General features: G+C 40.9%; 20 protein-coding genes. 14 read left to right on the top strand and 6 right to left on the bottom strand.

The window, feature by feature from the left end; translation table 11 throughout:
- Nucleotides 1-95 precede the first annotated feature (95 nt).
- The 7 genes from LG307_RS05770 to LG307_RS05800 all read left to right on the top strand — a co-directional run bounded on the left by LG307_RS05770 (nt 96) and on the right by LG307_RS05800 (nt 8,569).
- A complete protein-coding gene (locus LG307_RS05770; RefSeq protein WP_404448913.1) occupies nt 96-653 on the top strand; it encodes a glycerol-3-phosphate responsive antiterminator in 558 nt (185 codons plus the stop codon).
- Between the two features lie 20 nt (nt 654-673).
- The gene (glpK, locus tag LG307_RS05775) at nt 674-2,164 is read left to right on the top strand and encodes a glycerol kinase GlpK (protein ID WP_404448915.1); all 1,491 of its coding nucleotides are present in this window, start codon (nt 674-676) and stop codon (nt 2,162-2,164) included.
- A 149-nt stretch (nt 2,165-2,313) separates the two neighbouring features.
- Complete coding sequence (locus LG307_RS05780; protein WP_404448917.1) at nt 2,314-4,020, top strand: glycerol-3-phosphate dehydrogenase/oxidase; 1,707 nt, start codon at nt 2,314-2,316, stop codon at nt 4,018-4,020.
- Between the two features lie 178 nt (nt 4,021-4,198).
- Complete coding sequence (locus LG307_RS05785; RefSeq protein ID WP_404448919.1) at nt 4,199-5,962, top strand: phospho-sugar mutase; 1,764 nt, start codon at nt 4,199-4,201, stop codon at nt 5,960-5,962.
- A 167-nt stretch (nt 5,963-6,129) separates the two neighbouring features.
- Nucleotides 6,130-7,275 carry a GAF domain-containing sensor histidine kinase gene (locus tag LG307_RS05790; RefSeq protein ID WP_404450388.1) on the top strand — a complete coding sequence of 382 codons (1,146 nt, stop codon included), beginning with the start codon at nt 6,130-6,132 and terminating at the stop codon, nt 7,273-7,275.
- Nucleotides 7,272-7,901 (top strand): response regulator, encoded by a 630-nt coding sequence (locus LG307_RS05795; RefSeq protein WP_404448921.1) that lies wholly within the window; start codon nt 7,272-7,274, stop codon nt 7,899-7,901. Before LG307_RS05790 ends, LG307_RS05795 begins: the two co-directional genes overlap by 4 nt.
- A gap of 128 nt (nt 7,902-8,029) precedes the next feature.
- Entirely contained in the window at nt 8,030-8,569 is a 540-nt protein-coding gene (locus tag LG307_RS05800; protein ID WP_404448923.1) for an NADPH-dependent FMN reductase, read from the top strand.
- 79 nt (nt 8,570-8,648) lie between these two features.
- Here LG307_RS05800 and LG307_RS05805 read toward each other — a convergent pair whose 3' ends face one another.
- Nucleotides 8,649-8,906 (bottom strand): YhdB family protein, encoded by a 258-nt coding sequence (locus LG307_RS05805; protein WP_029326573.1) that lies wholly within the window; start codon nt 8,904-8,906, stop codon nt 8,649-8,651.
- 544 nt (nt 8,907-9,450) lie between these two features.
- On the opposite strand from LG307_RS05805, the gene mgtE reads away from it, so the two are divergent.
- Complete coding sequence (mgtE, locus tag LG307_RS05810) at nt 9,451-10,812, top strand: magnesium transporter (protein ID WP_404448924.1); 1,362 nt, start codon at nt 9,451-9,453, stop codon at nt 10,810-10,812.
- A 60-nt stretch (nt 10,813-10,872) separates the two neighbouring features.
- On the opposite strand, the gene LG307_RS05815 is transcribed toward mgtE, so the two are convergent.
- Complete coding sequence (locus LG307_RS05815; protein ID WP_404448926.1) at nt 10,873-11,742, bottom strand: sulfite exporter TauE/SafE family protein; 870 nt, start codon at nt 11,740-11,742, stop codon at nt 10,873-10,875.
- Between the two features lie 158 nt (nt 11,743-11,900).
- Here LG307_RS05815 and LG307_RS05820 point away from each other — a divergent pair, with 158 nt between their 5' ends.
- From LG307_RS05820 to LG307_RS05840, 5 genes are all read left to right on the top strand, one after another.
- Nucleotides 11,901-13,316, top strand: coding sequence for a SpoVR family protein (locus LG307_RS05820; protein WP_404448928.1), 1,416 nt, complete (start codon nt 11,901-11,903; stop codon nt 13,314-13,316).
- Nucleotides 13,317-13,674: 358 nt separating this feature from the next.
- Entirely contained in the window at nt 13,675-14,421 is a 747-nt protein-coding gene (locus LG307_RS05825) for a DeoR/GlpR family DNA-binding transcription regulator (RefSeq protein WP_404448929.1), read from the top strand.
- A gap of 4 nt (nt 14,422-14,425) precedes the next feature.
- Nucleotides 14,426-15,337: a 1-phosphofructokinase gene (gene pfkB / locus LG307_RS05830; protein WP_404448931.1), complete on the top strand. Its 912-nt coding sequence runs from the start codon at nt 14,426-14,428 to the stop codon at nt 15,335-15,337.
- A gap of 14 nt (nt 15,338-15,351) precedes the next feature.
- On the top strand, nt 15,352-17,220 hold the full coding sequence (locus tag LG307_RS05835; protein ID WP_404448932.1) for a fructose-specific PTS transporter subunit EIIC: 1,869 nt from the start codon (nt 15,352-15,354) through the stop codon (nt 17,218-17,220).
- A 128-nt stretch (nt 17,221-17,348) separates the two neighbouring features.
- A complete protein-coding gene (locus LG307_RS05840) occupies nt 17,349-18,851 on the top strand; it encodes a phytoene desaturase family protein (protein WP_404448935.1) in 1,503 nt (500 codons plus the stop codon).
- 22 nt (nt 18,852-18,873) lie between these two features.
- Here LG307_RS05840 and LG307_RS05845 read toward each other — a convergent pair whose 3' ends face one another.
- Nucleotides 18,874-19,506 (bottom strand): histidine kinase, encoded by a 633-nt coding sequence (locus LG307_RS05845; RefSeq protein ID WP_404448937.1) that lies wholly within the window; start codon nt 19,504-19,506, stop codon nt 18,874-18,876.
- A 70-nt stretch (nt 19,507-19,576) separates the two neighbouring features.
- Nucleotides 19,577-19,861 (bottom strand): YetF domain-containing protein, encoded by a 285-nt coding sequence (locus LG307_RS05850; RefSeq protein WP_404448939.1) that lies wholly within the window; start codon nt 19,859-19,861, stop codon nt 19,577-19,579.
- On the opposite strand from LG307_RS05850, the gene LG307_RS05855 reads away from it, so the two are divergent.
- Nucleotides 19,837-20,283 carry a ferritin family protein gene (locus LG307_RS05855; protein ID WP_404448941.1) on the top strand — a complete coding sequence of 149 codons (447 nt, stop codon included), beginning with the start codon at nt 19,837-19,839 and terminating at the stop codon, nt 20,281-20,283. The genes LG307_RS05850 and LG307_RS05855 overlap by 25 nt on opposite strands.
- Nucleotides 20,284-20,520: 237 nt before the next feature.
- Here LG307_RS05855 and chrA read toward each other — a convergent pair whose 3' ends face one another.
- Together chrA and LG307_RS05865 are read right to left on the bottom strand one after the other, a co-directional pair.
- Nucleotides 20,521-21,708, bottom strand: a complete 1,188-nt coding sequence (chrA, locus tag LG307_RS05860) for a chromate efflux transporter (protein WP_404448943.1) — start codon at nt 21,706-21,708, stop codon at nt 20,521-20,523.
- On the bottom strand, nt 21,695-22,024 hold the full coding sequence (locus LG307_RS05865) for a PadR family transcriptional regulator (protein WP_404448945.1): 330 nt from the start codon (nt 22,022-22,024) through the stop codon (nt 21,695-21,697). The genes chrA and LG307_RS05865 overlap by 14 nt, the downstream gene beginning before the upstream one ends.
- Nucleotides 22,025-22,145: the final 121 nt, after the last annotated feature.

The following is a 22,145-nucleotide window of genomic DNA, read 5'->3' on the forward strand; positions in this document are numbered from 1 at the left end:
GTTGTAACCTTAATACAAAACGTATTAGAATGTAGATAAGAAAAATGAAAGCGTTACAACTAGACTCGATTACCAACAGAATTGAGGTAAACATTATGACATTCCAAAACCAAACCATACTTCCAGCTGTAAAAAACGGCAAAACACTAGAAAGATTTTTACAAAGCAGCTATGAATATGGTGTTATACTAGACAGTCAACTCTCACAAATACCAAACTATATAAAAGCAGCAAAAAAAGAAAATAAAAAATTGTTTGTACATGTGGACCTTATTCAAGGCATTAAAAACGATGAACATGCGGCCGAATTCCTATGCCAAACACTAAAGCCGGCTGGACTCGTTTCCACAAGGGCGGCGGTGATTGCCAAAGCCAAACAAAGAGGCATATATGCGATACAACGCCTCTTTTTACTTGATTCCAATGCTGTGGAAAAAAGTTATCAGGTCATTGAAAAAGTCCAGCCCGATTTTATTGAAGTATTACCAGGGGTTGTCCCTCATATGATTAGGGAAGTAAAAGAAAAAACAGGCATTCCTGTTTTTGCAGGAGGCTTGATTCGATCTGTTGAAGATGTGGATCGTGCCATAGAAGCAGGGGCGACAGCGGTAACCACATCCAAACAGGAACTATGGGAGCATTATTCAAAATAAGTGACAGGAGAGTGCTAGAGGTGGAAAAATATATTTTATCATTAGACCAGGGGACGACAAGTTCACGGGCAATTTTATTTAATAAACAGGGTGAACCAGTGTACACGGCCCAAAAAGAATTTCAACAATATTTTCCAAAGTCGGGTTGGGTGGAACATAACGCTAACGAAATATGGAGTTCCATCTTATCTGTTATAGCTTCTTGTTTATCAGAGTCCGGTGTTAAGCCGGAGCAGATTGCTGGAATCGGTATTACCAATCAGCGTGAAACAACCGTTATATGGGATAAAGTGACGGGTCAACCCATTCACCATGCCATTGTCTGGCAGTCCAGGCAGACAGCAGGTATTTGTGAGGAGTTGAAAGAAGCGGGTCATGAACAGACTTTCCGAGACAAGACGGGGTTGTTGATTGATGCCTATTTCTCTGGGACGAAAGTGAAATGGCTGCTTGATCACGTTGATGGTGCCCGCGAGCGTGCCGAAAAAGGCGAGTTGCTGTTTGGAACTATTGATACATGGTTGATCTGGAAGCTTTCAGGCGGAAAAGCGCATGTGACGGATTATTCAAATGCTTCCAGAACCCTTCTTTATAATATTCATGAGTTAAAATGGGACCAAGAATTGCTAGATATTCTGGATGTTCCTGAAAGCATGCTTCCTGAAGTAAAACCATCTTCGGAAATTTATGCACATACTGTGGACTATCATTTCTTCGGTCAGGAAATCCCGATTGCAGGTGCAGCAGGCGATCAGCAAGCAGCCTTATTTGGGCAGGCATGTTACGAAGAAGGAATGGCAAAGAACACATATGGGACAGGGTGTTTTATGCTCATGAACACTGGAGAAAAGCCTATAAAATCGGAAAGCGGACTTCTCACTACCATTGCTTGGGGAATGGATGGCAAAGTCACCTATGCATTAGAAGGTAGTATATTTGTAGCAGGTTCTGCTATTCAGTGGCTACGTGATGGACTCCGGATGTTCAATGATGCAAGTCAAAGTGAAGAATATGCCACAAAAGTAGACTCTTCGGAAGGAGTTTATGTTGTTCCTGCATTTGTAGGGTTGGGCACTCCATATTGGGATAGTGATGTAAGAGGAGCGGTGTTCGGTTTGACTCGGGGAACATCTAAAGAACATTTTATTCGTGCCACATTGGAATCATTAGCTTATCAAACGAAAGATGTGTTGACGGCGATGGAGCAGGATTCAGGAATATCGTTAAAAACACTTCGCGTTGATGGCGGAGCAGTGAAGAATAATTTCTTAATGCAGTTCCAAAGTGATATGCTGCGTGTTGGAGTGGAACGGCCATCTGTCAATGAGACGACGGCACTTGGCGCGGCTTACTTAGCAGGTCTTGCTGTTGGGTACTGGGAAACGAAAGAGGAGATTTCTTCACAGTGGAAGGTTGAGTCAACCTTTGAGGTGAAGATGGATGAAAAAGAACAAGAAGATTTGTACAGTGGCTGGAAAAAAGCAGTAAATGCAACTATTGCTTTCAAGTAAGCAATGCATATGATATACTAATTACAAGTTAATATCTTGGTTGGAGATTAGGAGAGACCACAGAACGTATTCAGAGCAAATGCTTTGTTTATGTTTTCTGTGGTCTCTTTTTGTATATATACCTACTATAAAGGATGGAGGCAATTAAAATGAAAAAATTAAACTTTGCGAGCTTTAACAGAAGCCTTATTTTAGAGAAAATGACAGAAGAGACATATGATGTATTGGTAATCGGTGGAGGTATTACAGGCAGTGGTATCGCCTTGGATGCAGCAACTCGGGGATTGAAAACAGCTGTAGTGGAAATGCAGGATTTTGCCGCTGGTACATCAAGCAGATCCACTAAACTTGTTCACGGTGGTCTTCGTTACTTGAAACAATTTGAAGTGAAAATGGTGGCAGAAGTAGGAAAGGAACGTGCGGTTGTTTACGAAAATGGCCCACATGTAACGACACCTGAATGGATGCTGTTGCCGATCCAACAAGGAGGAACATTTGGAAAGTTCTCTACGTCCTTAGGATTAAAAGTGTATGACTTTTTGGCTAATGTGAAAAAATCAGAACGCCGTAAAATGTTGAATGCACAAGATACATTATCTCGTGAACCGCTTTTAAATCGCAAAGGCTTAAAAGGTGGAGGCGTATATGTGGAATACCGGACAGATGACGCACGCCTCACCATTGAAGTAATGAAAGAAGCGGTGAAGCGTGGTACTGAGGCCGTCAACTATGCAAAAGTGGAAGAACTTCTTTATGAAGACGGTAAAGTAGTTGGAGCAAAGGTAGTGGACCAATTAACGAATAAAGCCCATACCATTCGTGCTAGAAAAATTGTAAATGCTGCAGGTCCTTGGGTAGATACTTTACGTGAAATGGACGGCTCTAAAAAAGGAAAGCATTTGCAACTAACAAAAGGTATTCATTTAGTATTCGATCAAAAGAAATTCCCGTTGAAACAGGCTATCTATTTTGACACACAAGATAAAAGGATGATTTTTGCCATTCCACGTGATGGAAAAACGTATGTTGGAACAACGGATACTGTTTATAAAGAAGACATGGCCCATCCGAGAATGACCAAACAGGATAAGTCTTATGTACTTGAAGCCATCTCTTACATGTTTCCTTCTTTAAAATTAAAAGAGTCTGACATTGAATCCAGTTGGACTGGATTACGTCCGTTAATTCATGAAGAAGGAAAATCAGCCTCTGAGATTTCCAGAAAAGACGAAGTTTGGGTTTCTGATTCGGGGTTAATCACTATTGCAGGAGGAAAGCTGACAGGTTATCGAAAAATGGCAGAAATGGTTGTAGATCTAATCAATAAGCAGTTTGTAAAAGAAACTGGTAAAAACTATGGATCATCGAAAACAAAGCACATGCCAATCTCAGGTGGAGATGTCGGTGGCTCACATAATTACCCTTCCTATTTGAAAGAAAAAGTGAAGGAAGGGATGAAGCTTGGGTTTACAGAAGAAGAAGCAACAAAACTTTCCGCTATGTATGGTTCAAATGTAGAGAAACTATATGATATTGCAAAAACAGATGGCAGCCAAGCTAAAAAAGCAGGTTTACCATTAGATGTTTTCGTTATGGTGCTGTATGCAATAAGAGAAGAGATGACGGCGACTCCTGCTGATTTCTTTATCCGCAGAACTGGAGCATTGTTTTTTGATATTGCCTGGGTAGAAAAGTGGAAAACGAAAGTATTAGACCTGATGGGCAAGGAATTAGTTTGGAGCAGAGAGCAAAAAGAGCAAAACCGAATTGTTTTAGAGCGCCATCTACATGATGCAGTTAGAGCGGTAGACGAAGAACAGGGTTTTGACCGGGAAGTTTCTAATAGAATTAGCTAAGTTTATCTTAATCAAGGAATTGCATAAGGCAATTCCTTTTCTTTTTTAGTATAATAATCAGTGAAAACGTTCACGTACGCGTAATTTGTCATAATTCGACGTATTTTTTTTGCAGGAAGCATTAGTATGTAAGTAGAAGTTATACTATATCCTGATAAACGCAAGGAGGAAAAGACAGATGAAATGGATGGAGAAATTTGACCTTTGGGAGACACACACCAATCTTGATGAAGAAATGGTTAAGCTGATTCAAGAAATGAAGGACGACGAAAAGGCTAAAGAAGAAAGCTTTTATAAAGAATTAGAATTTGGTACAGGTGGAATGCGCGGAGAAATTGGTGCAGGAACAAACCGTATGAATATATATACCGTTCGAAAAGCGTCTGAAGGATTGGCTCGCTACATAGAATCCTTTGGAGAGGAAGCGAAAAAAGGCGGAGTGGCAATCGCTTATGATTGCCGTCATAAATCTCCGGAATTTGCGATGGAAGCAGCTAAAACATTGGCAAGCCATGGCATTCAAACATATGTTTTTGAAAGCCTGCGTCCTACGCCGGTACTTTCTTTTGCTGTTCGTTACTTAGGAGCATTCTCCGGAATCGTCGTTACAGCAAGTCATAATCCTCCTGAATATAACGGCTACAAAGTATATGGTCCAGACGGTGGCCAATTGCCATTATTTGAAGCAGACCAGGTTATTTCTAAAGTAAATGAAATTGAAAACGAGCTTGAAATTCAAGTTTCTTCCGAAGAAGACTTATCAAGTCAAGGGTTGATTAAAATTATTGGCGAAGAACTGGACAAGGAGTACTTGAATAAGCTTACTACCATAAGTGTTCACCCTGAGTTAGGTGAACAGATGGGTGAGGATGTAAAAGTTGTATTTACACCTTTACATGGAACAGCTAACTTGCCAGTTCGCGAAGGCCTTGCTGCACTTGGATATAAAAACGTAAAAGTGGTGGCTAAGCAAGAACAACCAGATCCAAACTTCTCTACTGTATCCTCTCCAAACCCGGAAGAGCATGCAGCGTTTGAACTGGCGATCCGTGATGGAAAGAAAATCGATGCTGATATTTTAATTGCAACAGATCCTGATGCAGACCGCCTTGGAGTAGCGGTTAAAGATGCTGAAGGTGAATATGTGGTGTTGACTGGTAACCAGACCGGAGCCCTTTTCTTGCACTATTTATTGTCAGAAAAGAAGGCTACTGGGACCCTTCCTTCTAACGGTGTAATGTTGAAAACGATTGTAACGTCTGAATTTGGCCGTGTAATTGCCGACAGCTACGGTGTTGCAACAGTAGATACGTTAACCGGTTTCAAATTTATCGGAGAGAAAATCAAGCAGTATGAAGAGAGCGGAGAATACTCCTTCTTATTCGGTTACGAAGAGAGCTATGGTTCCTTGATTGCTGATTTCGCTCGAGATAAAGATGCAGTTCAAGCTTGCATCATGGCAGTGGAGATCTGCGCATTCTACAAAAAACAAGGAAAGACAATGTATGAAGGGTTAATGGAGTTGTACGAAAAGTACGGCTATTATCTAGAAGGCATGAAGTCCTTGACGTTAAAAGGAAAAGAAGGAGCAGAACAAATTGCTAACCTTCTGACGGCATTCCGTAACACGCCACCTGCTGAAGTGGCTGGATATGCTGTAACAGCAATAGAGGATTATTCTACACAAGAAAGACTAGTGGTGGAAACAAAAGCTGTGGAAAAAATGGAACTTCCAAAATCAAATGTACTGAAGTATTTCCTAGAAGACGGCACATGGGTATGTGTACGACCTTCTGGTACAGAGCCAAAGATTAAGTTCTACTTTGGTACGCAATCTGAGACAATGGAAGACAGCAAAGAGAAATTAGAAACCATTTCCTCTTCCCTGATGGAGAAAGTGGATCAGTTTTTAAATAGCATGAATTCTGTAGGTAAAGCTTAAGTTGATAAAAGAGATTGCCGTTTCAAGCACAGTATCGTTGCTTGAAGCGGCTTTTTGTTGTTCATCTACGACCAAAGTCGCATAAAAACGCCGGACTTTTTCCGAAAGCCAAAAGGGATTTCCACTGGTACAATAGAAAGATAAAAGGTAGCTAAATCAAGGGGGACATTCAAGTGGTCCAGGAAAATCAACGAATCCAAGAACTGAGAGCATTGAAGATCATTGCAGAATCGCTTAATCAAGCGAATGATTTACCGACAATGCTGCAAAGTGTGTTAAAGGAATTACTTCAAGTGACCGGTCTCCAAACAGGCTGGATTTATCTTATAGATGAAAAAGGGAACTATACATTGGCAGCTGATCATAAGCTACCGGATGCACTAATAATTCTCAGTAAAAAACCGATGTGCAAAGGAGGATGTTGGTGCCTTGATCGCTATCAAGACGGGCGGCTCAAGCGTGCGTCAAACATCATTGCCTGTAAACGACTGGAGGATGCAGTCAAATTTAAATGGGGAGAAACAAATAATATCACTCACCATGCAACAGTTCCATTACGTGCAGGCGAGGAAAAGTTCGGACTGCTGAATGTAGCGGCCCCTTCCAAAACACATTTTTCCGATACGGAGCTGGCACTTTTAGAGTCTGTTGCCTTCCAAATTGGGACGGCGATCAAGCGGATCAGACTTTCTGAAAATGAGCAGCGTCTTTCTATTTTGGCAGAAAGAAACCGCTTAGCCAGGGATTTACATGATTCAGTCAACCAACTTCTTTTTTCACTGATGCTAACAGCAAGAGGGACAAAAGAGCTTACAACAGATCCTCAAATTGTAGAAATGTTGACTTACATGCAAGAACTCTCCCAGGAAGCGTTAAGTGAAATGAGAGCACTCATTTGGCAACTTAGGCCAGAAGGGTTGGAGAATGGCGTGGTGAGTGCACTACTCAATTATGGAAAAGTCCTTGGTTTAAGCATTCATTCGGAAGTGAAGGGTGTGATTGATCTTCCTACCCATATGGAAGAATGCTTATGGCGGATTGGACAAGAGGCACTCAATAATTGCAAAAAACATGCAGGGAAAAAAGAGGCATGTCTCCTAATTGAGGTGAAAAACAAAAGAATTTCCATGGAGATAAAAGATACAGGAACAGGCTTTTCTTTTACGCAAAGTGAAGAAATTCCCTCTCTAGGTTTGAGAAGCATGAAGGAGAGAACGGAAGCACTTGGGGGAAAATTCATTCTTTTAAGTGAGCTTGGAAAAGGTACGATGGTTCGTGTAGAAATGCCAGTGACAAAGGGGGAGAATACATGATCAGGATTGTAATTGCAGACGACCATCATGTGGTAAGAAGGGGCTTGCTTTTTTTCTTAAAAACACAAAAGGATATTGAAATTGTCGGAGAAGCGAAGAACGGAAAAGAAGCAGTGGAGCTTGCTGCAGCTTTAAGACCAGATGTTATTCTGATGGATCTGGTGATGCCGGAAATGGACGGAATTGAAGCAACCAAACAGATTATGGGAAGAAATATTCCGTCCAAAGTGTTAATCCTGACTAGTTTCTCCGACCAGGATCATGTCATTCCTGCCATACGCGCCGGGGCGACAGGGTATCAATTGAAGGATGTAGAGCCTGATCAATTAATTGAATCAATTAGAGCCGTACATCGTGGAGAAAGTCAACTGCATCCTAAAGTCACTTCCCACGTTATGTCCCATTTTGCTAAAGGGGTGGGGAAAAACTTGCATGAAGATCTGACCAAGCGGGAGCTGGAGGTATTGGCTGAGATAGCAAAAGGAAAGAGCAATAAAGAAATTGCTTCCTCATTGTTTATCACGGAAAAGACTGTAAAAACCCATGTGTCCAATATTTTGGCGAAGCTTGAAGTGGCAGATCGGACCCAAGCTGCACTATATGCAGTCAAACATGGTATTGCCTGAACTACGACTTTAGTTGTAGAAAAAATGAATCATTTTTAGTAGGGAAAATTAGCTAATTCTTACGATTTGTCATGGATGATTGTCGAATATACTTAGAGTATAAAGACAGTTGGAGGGAGTAGATTATTATGAAAATTTTAGCGATAAGCGGCAGTCCTAGAAAAAGTGGACGTACAGGGATAGCAGCACGATTTTTTCAAAAGGAATATGGTGTGGAGGTTATTGATCTGAGTGAGGGGGACATCCCGTTATATAATGGTGAGTCTTATCAAGCTGATCTCGAAAACGTGGTGTCCATGAGAGCGAAGGTTAAAGAGGCAGATGCGGTCTTGTTGTTGTCTCCTGAGTACCATAGCGGGATGAGCGGTGCACTGAAAAATGCCTTGGACTTCCTTGGAAGCGAGCAGTTCCATAGCAAACCTGTTGGATTGTTGGCTGTAGCAGGTGGTGGCAAAGGCGGTATCAATGCATTGAACAACATGCGTGTGGTCGGCCGCGGTGTTTATGCGAATGTGATACCAAGGCAGTTAGTTTTGGATCCTCATTGTTTTGATTATGATAATGATTCGTTGAATGAAGAAAGTGCAGAGTTGGTTGATGCGCTTTATAAAGAGTTAGTGATGTATGTGAAAATGCGTGAATATGTGATCCAAAGTGAAGAGGCCTGATTAGAGGCCTTTTTTTCATACTAAAAACAGCAACCCAAGGCTGATCGCACCTTGAATCACTGTTTGCTTAAGAAATAATTTATACCATATATCCGTGACTGATTTCATCCAATTGATCTTCTGTGCTCCTTGTTACAGCGTGATCAATATATCGAAGCAATTGATAAAGGTTCTTTTCAATTTCCTTATAATCCTTAGAAAAATTGTAGGAGTGAAGGAAATGCTCGATATTTTTGGAGAGGAAGTCATCTTTAGTCCGCACCATTAAGATAAGCAGGTTATCCCATTCAGATCGATGCGTGTAATATAACGCGCGGTCATAATCAACTGTGTTCATCTGGAATCCTCGCCTCCTCTTGTTAAGGAGTGCTATTATTTTGTGTCAAAATGCTTTGTTTCCCTCGTTGAAAATGTTGGTCGTATCTCCATACGAAAACTTACCCAAAATACTTGCAACGTGATGTTGAGATGTATAAATGGGGAGTGATTTTTCCAGCTGAAATGAGGAAGAATAACGGTATAGGTTTTTCAATAGGAAAAAAGGGGTATTAAGTTTGCAAAGTGTTTCTTTAAGAGTAGCCAAAAAAGGTTGACATCGTAGGTTTTTCCCTTGTAGAGTAGTAATTATGAAAAACAAATCAACTCATACAACCTTCGTTAAGCGGGGCTTCGTGCACCTTCATTCGTCCAAAATGACAGGTGCTTTTTTAATGAGTGAAACTAATATTCAGGTGGTGGTAACGAAAATGGATAGTAGTCCAAGTCCAAGGACGAACTTTATAAGAAGTACAAGAGAATACATATCATTTGTAGTTACCACCCCATTGGTAAAAAAGATGTGATTCCTTGTACTCCTTAGTATGGCAGAGGAGGCAAAGCTCGTGGTGAAAAACATGACAGAGGATCAAATCATTTTAAATATTATCACCTTTCTAAAAGACGGAAAGCGAAAAGCTTTTCAAGATATAATCGAAGAACTTCAACCTTATGATACCGGAGTTATTTACCAGAAACTTCCTGAAAAACATAAGGTAAGATTTTTAACATACCTTACAATTGAGCAATTGACCGCACTGATTCAAGAATTAAATCAAGAGTTGCAGTTGGAAGTGCTACAAAAAATCGGAGTGGAAAAGTCGGCAAAAGTTATGGACCGGATGGACAACGATGACTTGGCATCCCTATTCGATGAAATGGATCAAGAGGTTAAAAGCCGATTTTTAGCAAAAATGAACAAAGAAGAGTCCACGGCAGTTCAGGACTTGATGAAATATGAACCCGAAACTGCCGGTAGATTGATGACTAACCGCTATGTTTGGATTCCTCAGGAATATACAGTGCGCGAAGTGGTGGATAAATTAAAGTCGTTTGCAGAACTGGCTGAGACGATCAACTATTTGTATGTCATTGATGAAGAAAAAAGGCTTGTAGGCGTTGTCTCTTATCGGGATCTTATTTTGGCCGACGCGCACGAAAAGATTCAGGATATTATGTTTTCAAGGGTCATCTCCGTTCATGTTGATACAGACCAAGAAGAAGTGGCAAATATCATTGAACGTTACGACTTCTTAGCGGTCCCGGTTGTGGATGATGAAAAATCACTAATTGGAATCATTACAGTCGATGATGTCATCGACGTCGTCATTCAGGAAGCAAATGAGGATATTGAAAAACTTTCTGCCTCTGGTAAAGATATTGATTTTGATACACCTGCGCTAGTGGCATCTGCAAGACGTTTGCCGTGGCTGATCTTATTACTATTTATTGGACTTATTTCTGGCAGTATTATCAGCGGGTTTGAAGATACATTAGGTACGGTCGTGGCGCTGGCTTTCTTTATGCCGATGATTGCTGGGATGACAGGTAATACAGGTACGCAATCCCTGGCGGTAATTGTACGCGGATTGATTTCACGTGACCTGGACAAGAAATTGGTTACCAAGGTTGTTTTACGTGAGTTGGGTGTTGGAATCACCATTGGAATTACCTGTGCGATATTAATTGCCATTATTGCATTTGTTTGGCGTGGGGATCTGATTTTGGGGATGGTTGTTGGTGTATCTTTATTTTTCACACTGATCATTGGAACGCTTGCAGGTACGATTATCCCATTAATCCTTTACAAATTGAACATTGACCCGGCGATTGCATCCGGCCCACTAATTACAACAGTGAACGATATCCTTTCTTTATTAATTTATTTCGGAATCGCAACAGCCTTTATATCTTATTTAGCACCATAATTAAAATAAAAGACCGTCCTTAACAGTGCTCTGTTAGAAGGATGGTCTTTTTTTTTATGTTCATAGAGAAGGTTGTACTTTCTTCTTGAAAATCCTTGTCAGCAAGTAGATATTAATAAATATGGTATAACAACCTAGAGCCACCAACCCTACATTTGAAAGTTCTATCATTTCTAAAATAAGACTAAGCACGGTAACGATATATAGGAACCCCAACAATTTTTGAATACTTCTACTTTTAAAGAAAGAGGTGGCTTTTGCACCCAACTGAGAACCAAAGATCGCTCCGACAATCAAAAATAATCCCACTTTAAAATTAATCGGATTATGGACTGCATATGTAAGGAATCCTGCACTGACAATGAGGATAACTCCTGTAAGGCTCGTTGCGACTGCCTGTTTAGAAGAGAAGGCATAGTAAGCGATCAATAACGGGACAATGATAAATCCTCCACCTACACCTAGGGTAGTAGAGAGAAATCCAGCGATTAATCCAATGAAAATGAACTTCCAAAAGCTCTGTTTGTTGGAAGTGGCATCGTAAGCAATTCGAGTTTCGCCTTTATCCTTTTTCAACATTTTATAAGCAAAATAAGAGAGTAAGGCAAGGTACAAAATAGGGACAACCGTTGTGTCATATCCATTAGACTCTAGCCAGCTTACGACAGGGTAGGCAATCTGGGTGGCAACCACACCACTTGCTCCAATGATGATAGCTGCTTTCCATTGAATATTTTTCATTTTGAAATGTGCATATACTCCTGCCATAGATGTTCCGATCGTATATAGGAGACTGGTGGAAATGGCTTCGATTGGACTGTATCCAATAAGAAGCAATACAGGCGTCAAAACGAGACCGCCTCCTATTCCAAAAAAACCGGAAAGCATGCTGATTGAAAAACCAAAAAGTATAAATAATAATAACTCCATTTATGTATTCTCCTTCATAAACCGCTTATATACAGTATACCATTGCTCTTAAGTTACTGGTTTCCAATCAGAAAAATGTCGTAAATAGAACAATCCCTTCTCATGATATTGTCACCTTGTTCATACATTGTGATAAGAGGAAAAGGGAGGTAGTTTTGATGAGAGCAAATGATGAAAAGGCCTTATTCCATGCCATTGATGAAATTACCGAGATTGCCAAAGGGTTTGGATTGGACTTTTATCCAATGCGTTATGAAATTTGTCCTGCTGATATCATCTATACATTTGGAGCATATGGTATGCCGACACGCTTTTCCCATTGGAGCTTTGGTAAACAATTTCACAAGATGAAACTGCACTATGACTTGGGGCTAAGCAAAATATATGAACTGGTGATTAACTCTAATCCTTGCTATGCTTTTTTACTGGATACAAATTCATTGATACAGAATAAGCTGATTGTTGCACACGTCCTGGCTCATTGTGATTTTTTCAAAAACAACTGCCGTTTCCAGAATACCAACAGGGATATGGTAGAAAGCATGGCGGCTACGGCAGAGAGAATTAAGCAATATGAACAAGATTATGGGAAAAGGGAAGTAGAGGACTTCCTTAATGCAGTGCTTGCGATACAGGAGCATATCGATCCTTCCTTAGTACGTTCCAAGCTTGCTTGGAGCATGGAGGATATGGAAGAAGAGGAAGAGGCACCGAAAAGATCGAGCCAATATGATGATCTTTGGAACTTGGATGAAAGAAATAAACCTAGAGCAGTCCCGAAAAAGAGGAAAAAGAAGTTTCCGCCTCAGCCGGAGAAAGATATTCTCCTCTTCATTGAACAATATAGTAGCGAGCTTGAGGATTGGCAACGTGATATTCTGACCATGATGCGCGAGGAGATGTTATATTTTTGGCCGCAAATGGAAACCAAGATCATGAACGAAGGCTGGGCTTCCTTCTGGCATCAACGAATCCTAAGAGAAATGGATCTTACAAGCGATGAGGCTCTGGAATACGCGAAGTTAAATGCAGGGGTGGTTCAGCCTTCAAAAACAAGCATCAATCCCTATTATCTTGGCATTAAAATATTTGAAGATATAGAAGAACGATACAATAACCCGACAGAATCAATGCTGCGAGATGGAGTAAAACCGGGGTCTGGCCGGGAGAAAATGTTTGAAGTCCGGGAAGTGGAGTCAGATATTTCCTTCCTGCGCAATTACTTAAATAAGGATCTTGTGATGCGGGAAGATATGTATCTTTTCCAAAAACAGGGCAAGGATTACAAAATTGTCGACAAGGCTTGGGAACAAGTACGCGACCAATTAGTGAACATGCGTGTCAACGGCGGTTTTCCGTATATTACGGTGAATGACGGCGATTATTTACGAGCAGGGGAGCTTTACCTGAAGCATTGGTTTGAAGGAATCGAACTCGACCTTAAATACCTAGAGAAAGTAATGCCTTACATTTTTCAAATTTGGGGTAGACCTGTCCATATGGAATCGGTGATTGAGACCAAAAATGTGTTATTTACGTATGACGGCAAGAGTGTGCACCGGAAGTATATTTAACAAAGAAAACCTTGAGGGATTGGGATTCCTCAAGGTTTTTTATATAAAGTCGAAATAGAGAAACTATCATCAGTCATGACATATTTATGCGCCTGTTCTAAAGCCGAATGAAGCACCGGTGACAAGGAGTTGCAAGAGTATGCGCAAACAGAGATCATTTAGAGATTGTAATTGTTACTACGTTGTTTAGCAAGTGGCATTATTTATGGGTATAATTGGAAAATTAACGTGCGGATTATTGTTGGGTTTGAAGTTTTATGATTGATATTAAACGTTTTTGATTGTTTTTGATTGATTTTTGTAAGAGCTTACATTACAATAAAACTACATACAAACGATCAAAGGAAAGGTGACTTCCATGTTAACACCAGAACGACAGCAAATAATACTTGAATTAGTACAAAAGCATGAAGTAGTGAAACTTCAGGATTTTGTCGATGTAACAGGGGCATCAGAATCAACCATCCGCCGGGATCTCAGTCAGCTAGAAGAACGAAATAAATTGAAAAGAGTGCACGGAGGCGCTGCGAGAATACATCAAAAGGGGGAAGAACCAAGCATATTGGAGAAGGCTTCCATTAACTTGTTTGAAAAGAAGAAGGTGGCAAAAAAGGCAGCTAATCTTGTCAATGATGGAGATTGTATCTTTCTCGATGCAGGTACTACTACATTTCAAATGATACCTTATCTTGAAAACAAGCAAATAACGGTTGTTACTAATGGATTTGCCCATATCCAGTCATTAATGGAAAAGGGACTGACCACCTATATTGTGGGAGGCTTCATGAAAAATAAAACTGGGGCAATTATTGGAAGCAAGGCTAGTCAGTCCTTGTTAGAGTACAATTTTGATAAGGCATTCATTGGGGCAAACGGGGTCCATCTAAAAGCTGGTTATACAACTCCCGATCCTGAAGAGGCTAGTATAAAAATGATGGCAATGAAGCTTGCTAATGAAACATTCATTCTTGCGGATTCATCTAAAGTCAATGAAGTTGCTTTTGCAAAAATTGCGCCACTTCAATCAGGAACGCTCATAACCAATCAATGCAACGAGGGACTTGCAGAAACCTTCAAAGATATAACTTCTGTGATAGAGGTGTGAACGCATGATATATACTATAACCTTAAATCCTTCCATTGATTATGTAATAGAGGTGGAAGGGTTTAAAGAAGGTACCATAAATAGAGCCTCCAAAATAAATTACTACCCTGGAGGAAAAGGAATCAATGTTTCCAGAGTGTTAAAAAGACTTGGTGCGGATACGATGGCACTGGGCTATGCGGCAGGATTTACCGGTAATTTTATAAAAGAGAAGTTGATAGAGGAACAGGTGGCGGTTAGGCTTCTAGAAGTTGAAGGCCATTCCCGTATCAATGTAAAGCTGAAAGCGGAGAAGGAAACCGAAATCAATGGCACTGGGCCGCTAGTAGATGAAGATGCGGTAAGGCGATTACTTCAACAGCTGAGTCAGCTTACAGGTGAAGATATCGTGGTGCTGGCAGGGAGCATCCCGGGCACAGTGCCATCAAACATTTATGAAACGCTCATTCAAAAGTGTCAGCAGCATGAAGCAAAAGTAGTACTGGATACTGGAGGGCAAACATTAAAATCACTCCTTTCATACAAACCCTTTTTCATTAAACCAAACCACCATGAACTTGGTGACTTGTTTGGTGTCACCATTCAATCACAGGGTGATGTCATTCACTATGCCAGTAAGATTCATGAGATGGGTGTTGAGAATGTGGTTGTATCCATGGCTGGAGAAGGCGCGATTCTTTACACAGGATCTGGTGTTTACTCCGCAAAAGCGCCACATGGAGAAGTGAAAAATTCCGTAGGCGCAGGGGACTCTCTTGTTGCTGGTTTCCTAGCGGGATATGTAAATTCAAGGAACAGTGAAGAAGCGTTGCGCTACGGAATAGCTTCCGGAAGTGCCACGGCATTTTCTTATGACCTTTGTCAAAAAACAGATGTAAACAGACTACTAAATCTAGTGAAAATAGAGAAATTATAAAGGGGGAAAAGGCCATGAAAATAACAGATTTACTGACAAAAGAAACAGTTACTCTACAATTAAGATCAAGCAAAAAATCTGATGTTATTAAGGAATTGATTGACTCATTGGATCTTGCCGGAAAGTTAGCGGACAAACGGAAGTATGAAGAAGCAATCCTTGCCAGGGAGGCACAGAGTACGACAGGAATCGGCGAGGGAATAGCCATTCCACATGCGAAAACGAATGCGGTGAAGACTCCGGCGATTGCTTTTGGTGTGTCTAAAGATGGAGTTGATTACGAGTCATTGGACGGTCAGCCAAGTCAGCTGTTTTTTATGATTGCAGCAAGTGAAGGGGCCAACAATGAACACTTAGAAACCTTATCTCGGTTGTCTTCCATGCTGATGGATATGGAATTCCGCAATGCTTTATTAGTAGCATCGTCTAAGGAGGAAGTTCTCAGTTTGGTAGATAACAAGGAAAAAGAATTGTATGAAGAGGAAAAAGGAGAATCAACCTCTTCTTCTGCTGACAAGGGGTTGATTCTTGCAGTGACGGCATGTCCGACAGGAATCGCCCACACTTACATGGCGGCAGATGCGTTAAAGCAAAAGGCAAAGGAACTGGGATTAGAATTAAAAGTGGAAACGAATGGTTCAAGTGGAGTGAAAAATCAATTGACCCAAGAAGAGATTGACAATGCGTCCGGAATTATCGTCGCTGCCGATAAGCAAGTAGAAATGGAACGGTTTAATGGCAAAAAAATCATTCAGGTGCCTGTGGCTCAAGCGATCCGCAAGCCTGAGGAACTTTTATCGAAGGCAGGCCGTGGAGAAGGTGAAACATACAAGGGATCAGGCAGCTCAAGTTCAGAAGGGAAAAAGGGACGATCTGGTTTCTATAAGCACCTGATGAGCGGTGTTTCCAATATGCTACCGTTTGTTGTAGGAGGCGGTATCCTTATTGCGATATCCTTTATGTTCGGAATCAATGCTTCAGATCCTAATGACCCAAGTTACCATTGGTTTGCAGAGGCACTTAACACAATAGGTGGAGGCAATGCGTTTTATTTGATGATTCCTGTGCTTGCCGGATTCATTGCAATGAGTATTGCGGACCGTCCTGGTTTTGCTGCAGGAATGGTCGGTGGATTGATTGCTTATACGGGTGAAGCTGGTTTCTTGGGAGGTCTGATTGCGGGTTTCCTTGCAGGTTATCTCGTCCTAGGTTTAAAGAAAGTTTTCAGTGGGTTGCCTGCATCTCTTGAAGGGATTAAGCCGGTTCTACTATACCCACTATTCGGTATCTTTCTAACAGGTATGATCATGTTACAGTTGGTGACTCCTTTGAAAGCGTTTAATCAAGGATTGACGTCTTGGCTGGGTGGCTTAGGCTCTGGGAACTTGGTTGTATTAGGAATTATTTTAGGTGCGATGATGGCCATTGATATGGGAGGTCCTATCAACAAAGCGGCCTTCACATTCGGTATTGCGATGATTGATGCAGGAAACTACGCACCGCATGCAGCGATCATGGCAGCAGGTATGGTGCCACCACTTGGATTGGCAATGGCTACAACCATCTTTAAAAATAAATTTAACAAGCAAGAGAGAGAAGCAGGAAAAACATGTTATATCATGGGTGCTTCCTTTATCACAGAAGGTGCCATCCCGTTTGCGGCTGCAGATCCTTTACGCGTCATCCCTTCTGTTGTCGTAGGTTCAGCAGTTGCTGGTGCGCTTGCCATGTTATTTGGAATCGGGCTCCCTGCGCCTCATGGTGGAATCTTTGTCATTCCGATTGTGACAGGCGGTATTTTCATGTATGTGTTGGCTATCTTGATTGGAGCTGCTGTAACAGCAGTAATGGTCGGGGTGTTGAAGAAAAGGATTACTGTTTGATTTTATTAAAAAGCGATGGGTTATCTCATCGCTTTTTTTATATAAACTTTCCAACACATCGATCGTTAGAAACCTTACAACCATTCTATATAATAGGTATCAAAACATAAAAGAAAGAAGGAAAAAACATGCTTAAAGACGCAATCGTTATCGGAACCGGATTTGGTGGAATTACTGCAGCAGCACTTCTTGCGAAAGCCGGTTATGATGTTTTAACGCTTGAAGCTGCAAGTGAGCTTGGAGGTTGTTCAAGCAAATTCGACCGTGACGGATACCGGTTCAGTGCAGGAGCGACAGTTGGCATGGGTTTTGAAGAAGGGGGGATGTTAAAAAGACTTTTTGAAGAGCTGAATTCGCCACTTCCACCAATGAAAAAACTAGATGAAATCATGAATGTGTATCTTCCTGACCGAACAGTTACTTATTTCTCTGAAAAAGAAAGATGGTATAAGGAAATAGCAAATAAATTTGATAGAAATCAAGACCGTATCATTGCATTTTTTGAGGAAGTCTTTAAGGTATCTAGGGTGCTGCAGAAATTTGTAGAAAGACGCGCTATTTTTCCGCCTTCCACAGCATCAGAGTTTTTTGCCCTATTAAAAAGTGTGGATGTGAACCTTCTAGGATTGACACCTTACCTGACTCAATCTGTACAAGACCGACTAGCTAAATTCGGTCTGACGAACAATGAACCGTTTATGGCATTTGTTAATGGGCAGCTGATGGACAGTGTTCAGACAACCGCATCATATTGTCCTTCCTTGTTGGGATATATGGCATTAAGTATTTTTCATAATGGAGCTTTCTACGTGGAAGGAGGCTTGGCATCTATCATTCATGCATTGGCGGAAAACTATCATGCGTCAGGTGGTGAGCTGCGTCTGCGCCATAAGGTTGTCAGCATAGCTAAACAGGGGGATGTCTGGACGGTTATGACGAAACGTGGGGAGGTATTCAGGACGAAGAAAGTGATTATGAATGCCCCTATTCATAATATTTTTTCTTTGCTGGAGCCTGAATTGCACCATAGCCTTTCTATTGAAGAACAACAAGAAAAGAAAAAGGATGCTTGGGGTGCCTTTACCCTTTACATTGGGGCAGATTCTTCGTTTATGATGCCAGAATCTAATTCCATTCCATTTCATCAATTTATTTCTTCTTATGAGTTTCCTTTGTCAGAAGGAAATCAGTTCTTATTTTCCATGTCACAAGAAGGGGATACGAAGTTCGCTCCAACGGGAAAAACATCCATTACTATTTCTACCCATACCAAAGTCGACAATTGGTGGGAGAGGGAAACGTATGAACGTAGAAAAGAAGAATACATGGGGAGAATCATTGAATCTATTGATAAGAGGTTTCCGAGTTTCTCATCCAGTATTAATATGAAGATGACAGGAACCCCCGTGACTTTTAAGCGTTATACCCAACGTGAAAATGGAAAGGTGGGAGGTTATATACCTACGGGGAAGTATAGTTTACTTAAAAGTTACTCTCCAAACTCTGGGGTAGAAGGTCTCTGGTTTTGTGGGGATACGGTTTTTCCGGGAGCAGGTTCGTTAGGGAGTAGCTTAAGTGGATGGATGGTGGCGGATGCTATTAAAGGAAAACACCCAGTTCAGGACATGTGAAGTTCCTGAACTGGGTGTTTTTCTAAGAGGAGAGCGCTTCAAACTCCACCACTCCATCCTTTACTTTTAATACTTTATGTTCTTCACCTTGGTGGATAACAAAAAAACCATTAAGAAAATCTGTGGATGATTGTTTGAAGAAAAACCCCTTGATGGCATTCTCACAAGGAGTATCGAAAGCTAGTTCATAGCTATTATTTTTTTGTATCAAGTGGGCATGTAATCCGCGGTCATATGCTTCAAGTTGAGGAATATTCTCACGTCCCACTTCCACCACATGGATATCAACGCCCTTAATCCTTGTGAAAATTTCATTGATTAAGGCATGCTTGACAATCATTTCTAACTTGCTCTGAACTGGTTGACCAAGTATGATCTGGGTAATCCCGTGCTTCATGGATGTTTCTGCAATGACTGCTGAGATTTTCTTCCCTTTGGAATATTCAATCAGCATCGGTACATTATATTTTGTTGCAATGCTTTTCAAGAATTGCTTTGTTCGGATCTGATTCAAATCCAAGTCATCATATGGTACGGAATAGACAAACAAGACGAAACAATCGCCCCCAAAAGTATCAGCAATCATCTTCCCCCGCTGGAGCAGCTTTTCCGCATGCTTTGGATTGCTTACACACACTAAGATATTCTCCTTCATTAATATCCCCCTTCAACCATTACAAGAAGTGCTTAGTATCATCATATGTTAATGACTCAAAAAAAGTAGTTCACTCTTTGTCTACACGAGAGGGGATTTGATCATTATATATGTCAAAATATAGGGAACCATTCGAAGAAAGTACGGCATAAAATACATTATCCCATTTGGTATTGTGTTTCTTTACCTCACCTTCCAACCAATCCATGGATAGGTTGTGTTCCTCCAGATTCTTTGTGATCACCTTGCCATCCATGATTAGTTTAACAGGTATGATTAAAAACTTTGCATCATAGAGTATAAGTAATTGTTGAGGTAAAGAGGAGGGATATGATGAATGGTTATTATTATACATACTATACAAGGGCACCACAGGATGAAACTTTAATAGAGAATATCTCAAAGGCCATTAATGGAGAATACAGTGCCATTGCCTGTTATGAAAAACTGGCCAAAATGGCACCAGATGAGGAAACGCAGAAAAGGATATCGGAAATAAGAGAAGACGAAATCAAGCACTATAATACGTTCAGCCAAATATATCAATCATTGACTGGGAAACCTGCCACTCCAGAGATATCGGAAGAGTGTCCAGATAATTATCAAGAAGGTTTGGTTGCATCGTTGAAGGATGAACAGGAAACAGTGGATTATTATTTGGATATCGCCGATTCTACGCAAAACCCGTATATTAGGAGAGTCTTCAAGAGGGCTGCTGCAGATGAGCAGAATCATGCAGTTTGGTTCTTGTATTTTTATACCGAAAGTAAGGGATAAACAAACAACCGACTTCTCGAGTGAGAGGTCGGTTGTTTGTTTGGGTAGTAATAGTGTATGAATCCCATAGGAAGTGAATAGCATGAAACATTGTCCTCATAGTGGAGCAATGACGCCCTTAGGAAGGGAAAACCAGTGAACATTGTCCTCATAGGAGAGCAAAGACGCCCGTAGAAGGTGAATACCACCAAACATTGCCCTCATAGGAGAAACTCAATGCCACTCATATCTCATTAATTATAGAAACAATCCCATCAACGTTCCACCAATGGCACCTGTTAATACAATCATCCAAGGCGGAAGCTTCCAGTAGACAAGCATGCTGAACAAAATAGCAGCAAAAGCAAAATCAATTGGTGCTAAAATGGAGCTGGTCCAAATTGGGAAATAAAATGCGGAAATCAAAATCCCAACAACGGCAGCATTCACACCCATTAACCCGGCTTTCACCTTTGAATTGCGACGTAAAGAATCCCAAAACGGTAAAGTTCCAAGAATTAATAAGAAGGCAGGAAGGAAAATAGCGAATGTAGCTAACAAACCGCCTTTCCACCCGTCAATCACAGCACCGATATAAGCGGCAAATGTGAACAATGGACCTGGGACTGCTTGCGCAGCACCGTAACCCGCAAGAAACGCTTCTTCACTGATCCAGCCTGTTGGCACAAATTCGCGTTCAAGTAATGGAAGAACCACATGCCCTCCACCGAATACTAAGGAACCAGAACGATAAAAGCTATCAAACATTGCGACCCAGTTCAACGAGGTTGCTTCCCTTAAAATTGGTAACAAAATTAGTAATCCGAAAAATAGTGATAAACAGATAATTGCTAAGCGCTTAGAAATAGGGAAATCCATGCGGGAGTCATCTTGTGCGACATTTTGTCTAAATATAATAAAACCAATGATAGCGGCAATGATAATAACTCCTACTTGAGAGAATGCAGTTTGCCACAATAACGTAACAACTAGTGCAAATAAGGCTATCGCTTTTCTTTTCAAATCTGGAGTAAGGTTGTTCGCCATTCCTATTATGGCATGCGCAACAACAGCGACTGCGACAATCTTCAGCCCATGAATCCATCCGGCGCTGCCTACATCAAACCCTTGCAGGATAATAGCGAATATGATCAATGCTATTACGGAAGGAAGCGTAAATCCTAAGAAGGAAACAATACCTCCGAGTACCCCAGCACGCATCACGCCAATACCTATTCCGACCTGACTGCTCGCAGGTCCCGGTAAGAACTGACATAGTGCTACCAGGTCAGCGTAGCTTTTTTCGTCCATCCATTTTCTACGGCGAACATACTCCGTATGGAAATAACCGAGATGGGCTACAGGTCCCCCGAAAGAAGTAAGGCCAAGTCTAGTTGACACTATTAAAATTTCTAGCAATGATTTTAATTTGTTAGTTTTCTTCATGTTGATCACCTTCTTTAATTTCTTTAAAAAGTTCATATGCTTTGTTTCTTGCTTCTTTTAAAATGAGGTTGCCTTTTTCTGTAGTGGTATAATTCTTTCTTATCTTACCCTCAACCTTTAGGTCCTCCCTATGCAATAGACCGTCTTTTTCCATCGAATGCAAGATAGGATACAACGTTCCTGCGCTTATAGAGTAACCATGTTCCCGTAATTCTTCTAACATCCATGCACCATAAACGGGATGTTCTTTTGCATGATGGAGAATGTGAATCTGAATGAAACCGAGAAACAATTTTCTAAGTACTCTTTCTTCCAAATGACGTCCTCCTTTGTGATAAGATGGATGTTGTATCGAGTTTACGAAACCCGATATCGGTTTTCGATATTAATATATCACACTTTTTATTATGTCCCAATATGTAACGAAAAACTTTACA

It is taken from the genome of Sutcliffiella horikoshii (assembly GCF_044809035.1).
Lineage (GTDB): Bacteria > Bacillota > Bacilli > Bacillales > Bacillaceae_I > Sutcliffiella_A > Sutcliffiella_A horikoshii_G.

Coding starts and splice junctions, on each gene's coding strand:
- LG307_RS05770 (WP_404448913.1), top strand. CDS start 96: ATGACATTCCAAAACCAAACCATACTTCCAGCTGTAAAAAACGGCAAA.
- LG307_RS05780 (WP_404448917.1), top strand. CDS start 2,314: ATGAAAAAATTAAACTTTGCGAGCTTTAACAGAAGCCTTATTTTAGAG.
- LG307_RS05785 (WP_404448919.1), top strand. CDS start 4,199: ATGAAATGGATGGAGAAATTTGACCTTTGGGAGACACACACCAATCTT.
- LG307_RS05795 (WP_404448921.1), top strand. CDS start 7,272: ATGATCAGGATTGTAATTGCAGACGACCATCATGTGGTAAGAAGGGGC.
- LG307_RS05800 (WP_404448923.1), top strand. CDS start 8,030: ATGAAAATTTTAGCGATAAGCGGCAGTCCTAGAAAAAGTGGACGTACA.
- LG307_RS05805 (WP_029326573.1), bottom strand. CDS start 8,906: ATGAACACAGTTGATTATGACCGCGCGTTATATTACACGCATCGATCT.
- LG307_RS05815 (WP_404448926.1), bottom strand. CDS start 11,742: ATGGAGTTATTATTATTTATACTTTTTGGTTTTTCAATCAGCATGCTT.
- LG307_RS05820 (WP_404448928.1), top strand. CDS start 11,901: ATGAGAGCAAATGATGAAAAGGCCTTATTCCATGCCATTGATGAAATT.
- LG307_RS05825 (WP_404448929.1), top strand. CDS start 13,675: ATGTTAACACCAGAACGACAGCAAATAATACTTGAATTAGTACAAAAG.
- pfkB (WP_404448931.1), top strand. CDS start 14,426: ATGATATATACTATAACCTTAAATCCTTCCATTGATTATGTAATAGAG.
- LG307_RS05835 (WP_404448932.1), top strand. CDS start 15,352: ATGAAAATAACAGATTTACTGACAAAAGAAACAGTTACTCTACAATTA.
- LG307_RS05840 (WP_404448935.1), top strand. CDS start 17,349: ATGCTTAAAGACGCAATCGTTATCGGAACCGGATTTGGTGGAATTACT.
- LG307_RS05845 (WP_404448937.1), bottom strand. CDS start 19,506: ATGAAGGAGAATATCTTAGTGTGTGTAAGCAATCCAAAGCATGCGGAA.
- LG307_RS05855 (WP_404448941.1), top strand. CDS start 19,837: ATGATGAATGGTTATTATTATACATACTATACAAGGGCACCACAGGAT.
- LG307_RS05850 (WP_404448939.1), bottom strand. CDS start 19,861: ATGTATAATAATAACCATTCATCATATCCCTCCTCTTTACCTCAACAA.
- chrA (WP_404448943.1), bottom strand. CDS start 21,708: ATGAAGAAAACTAACAAATTAAAATCATTGCTAGAAATTTTAATAGTG.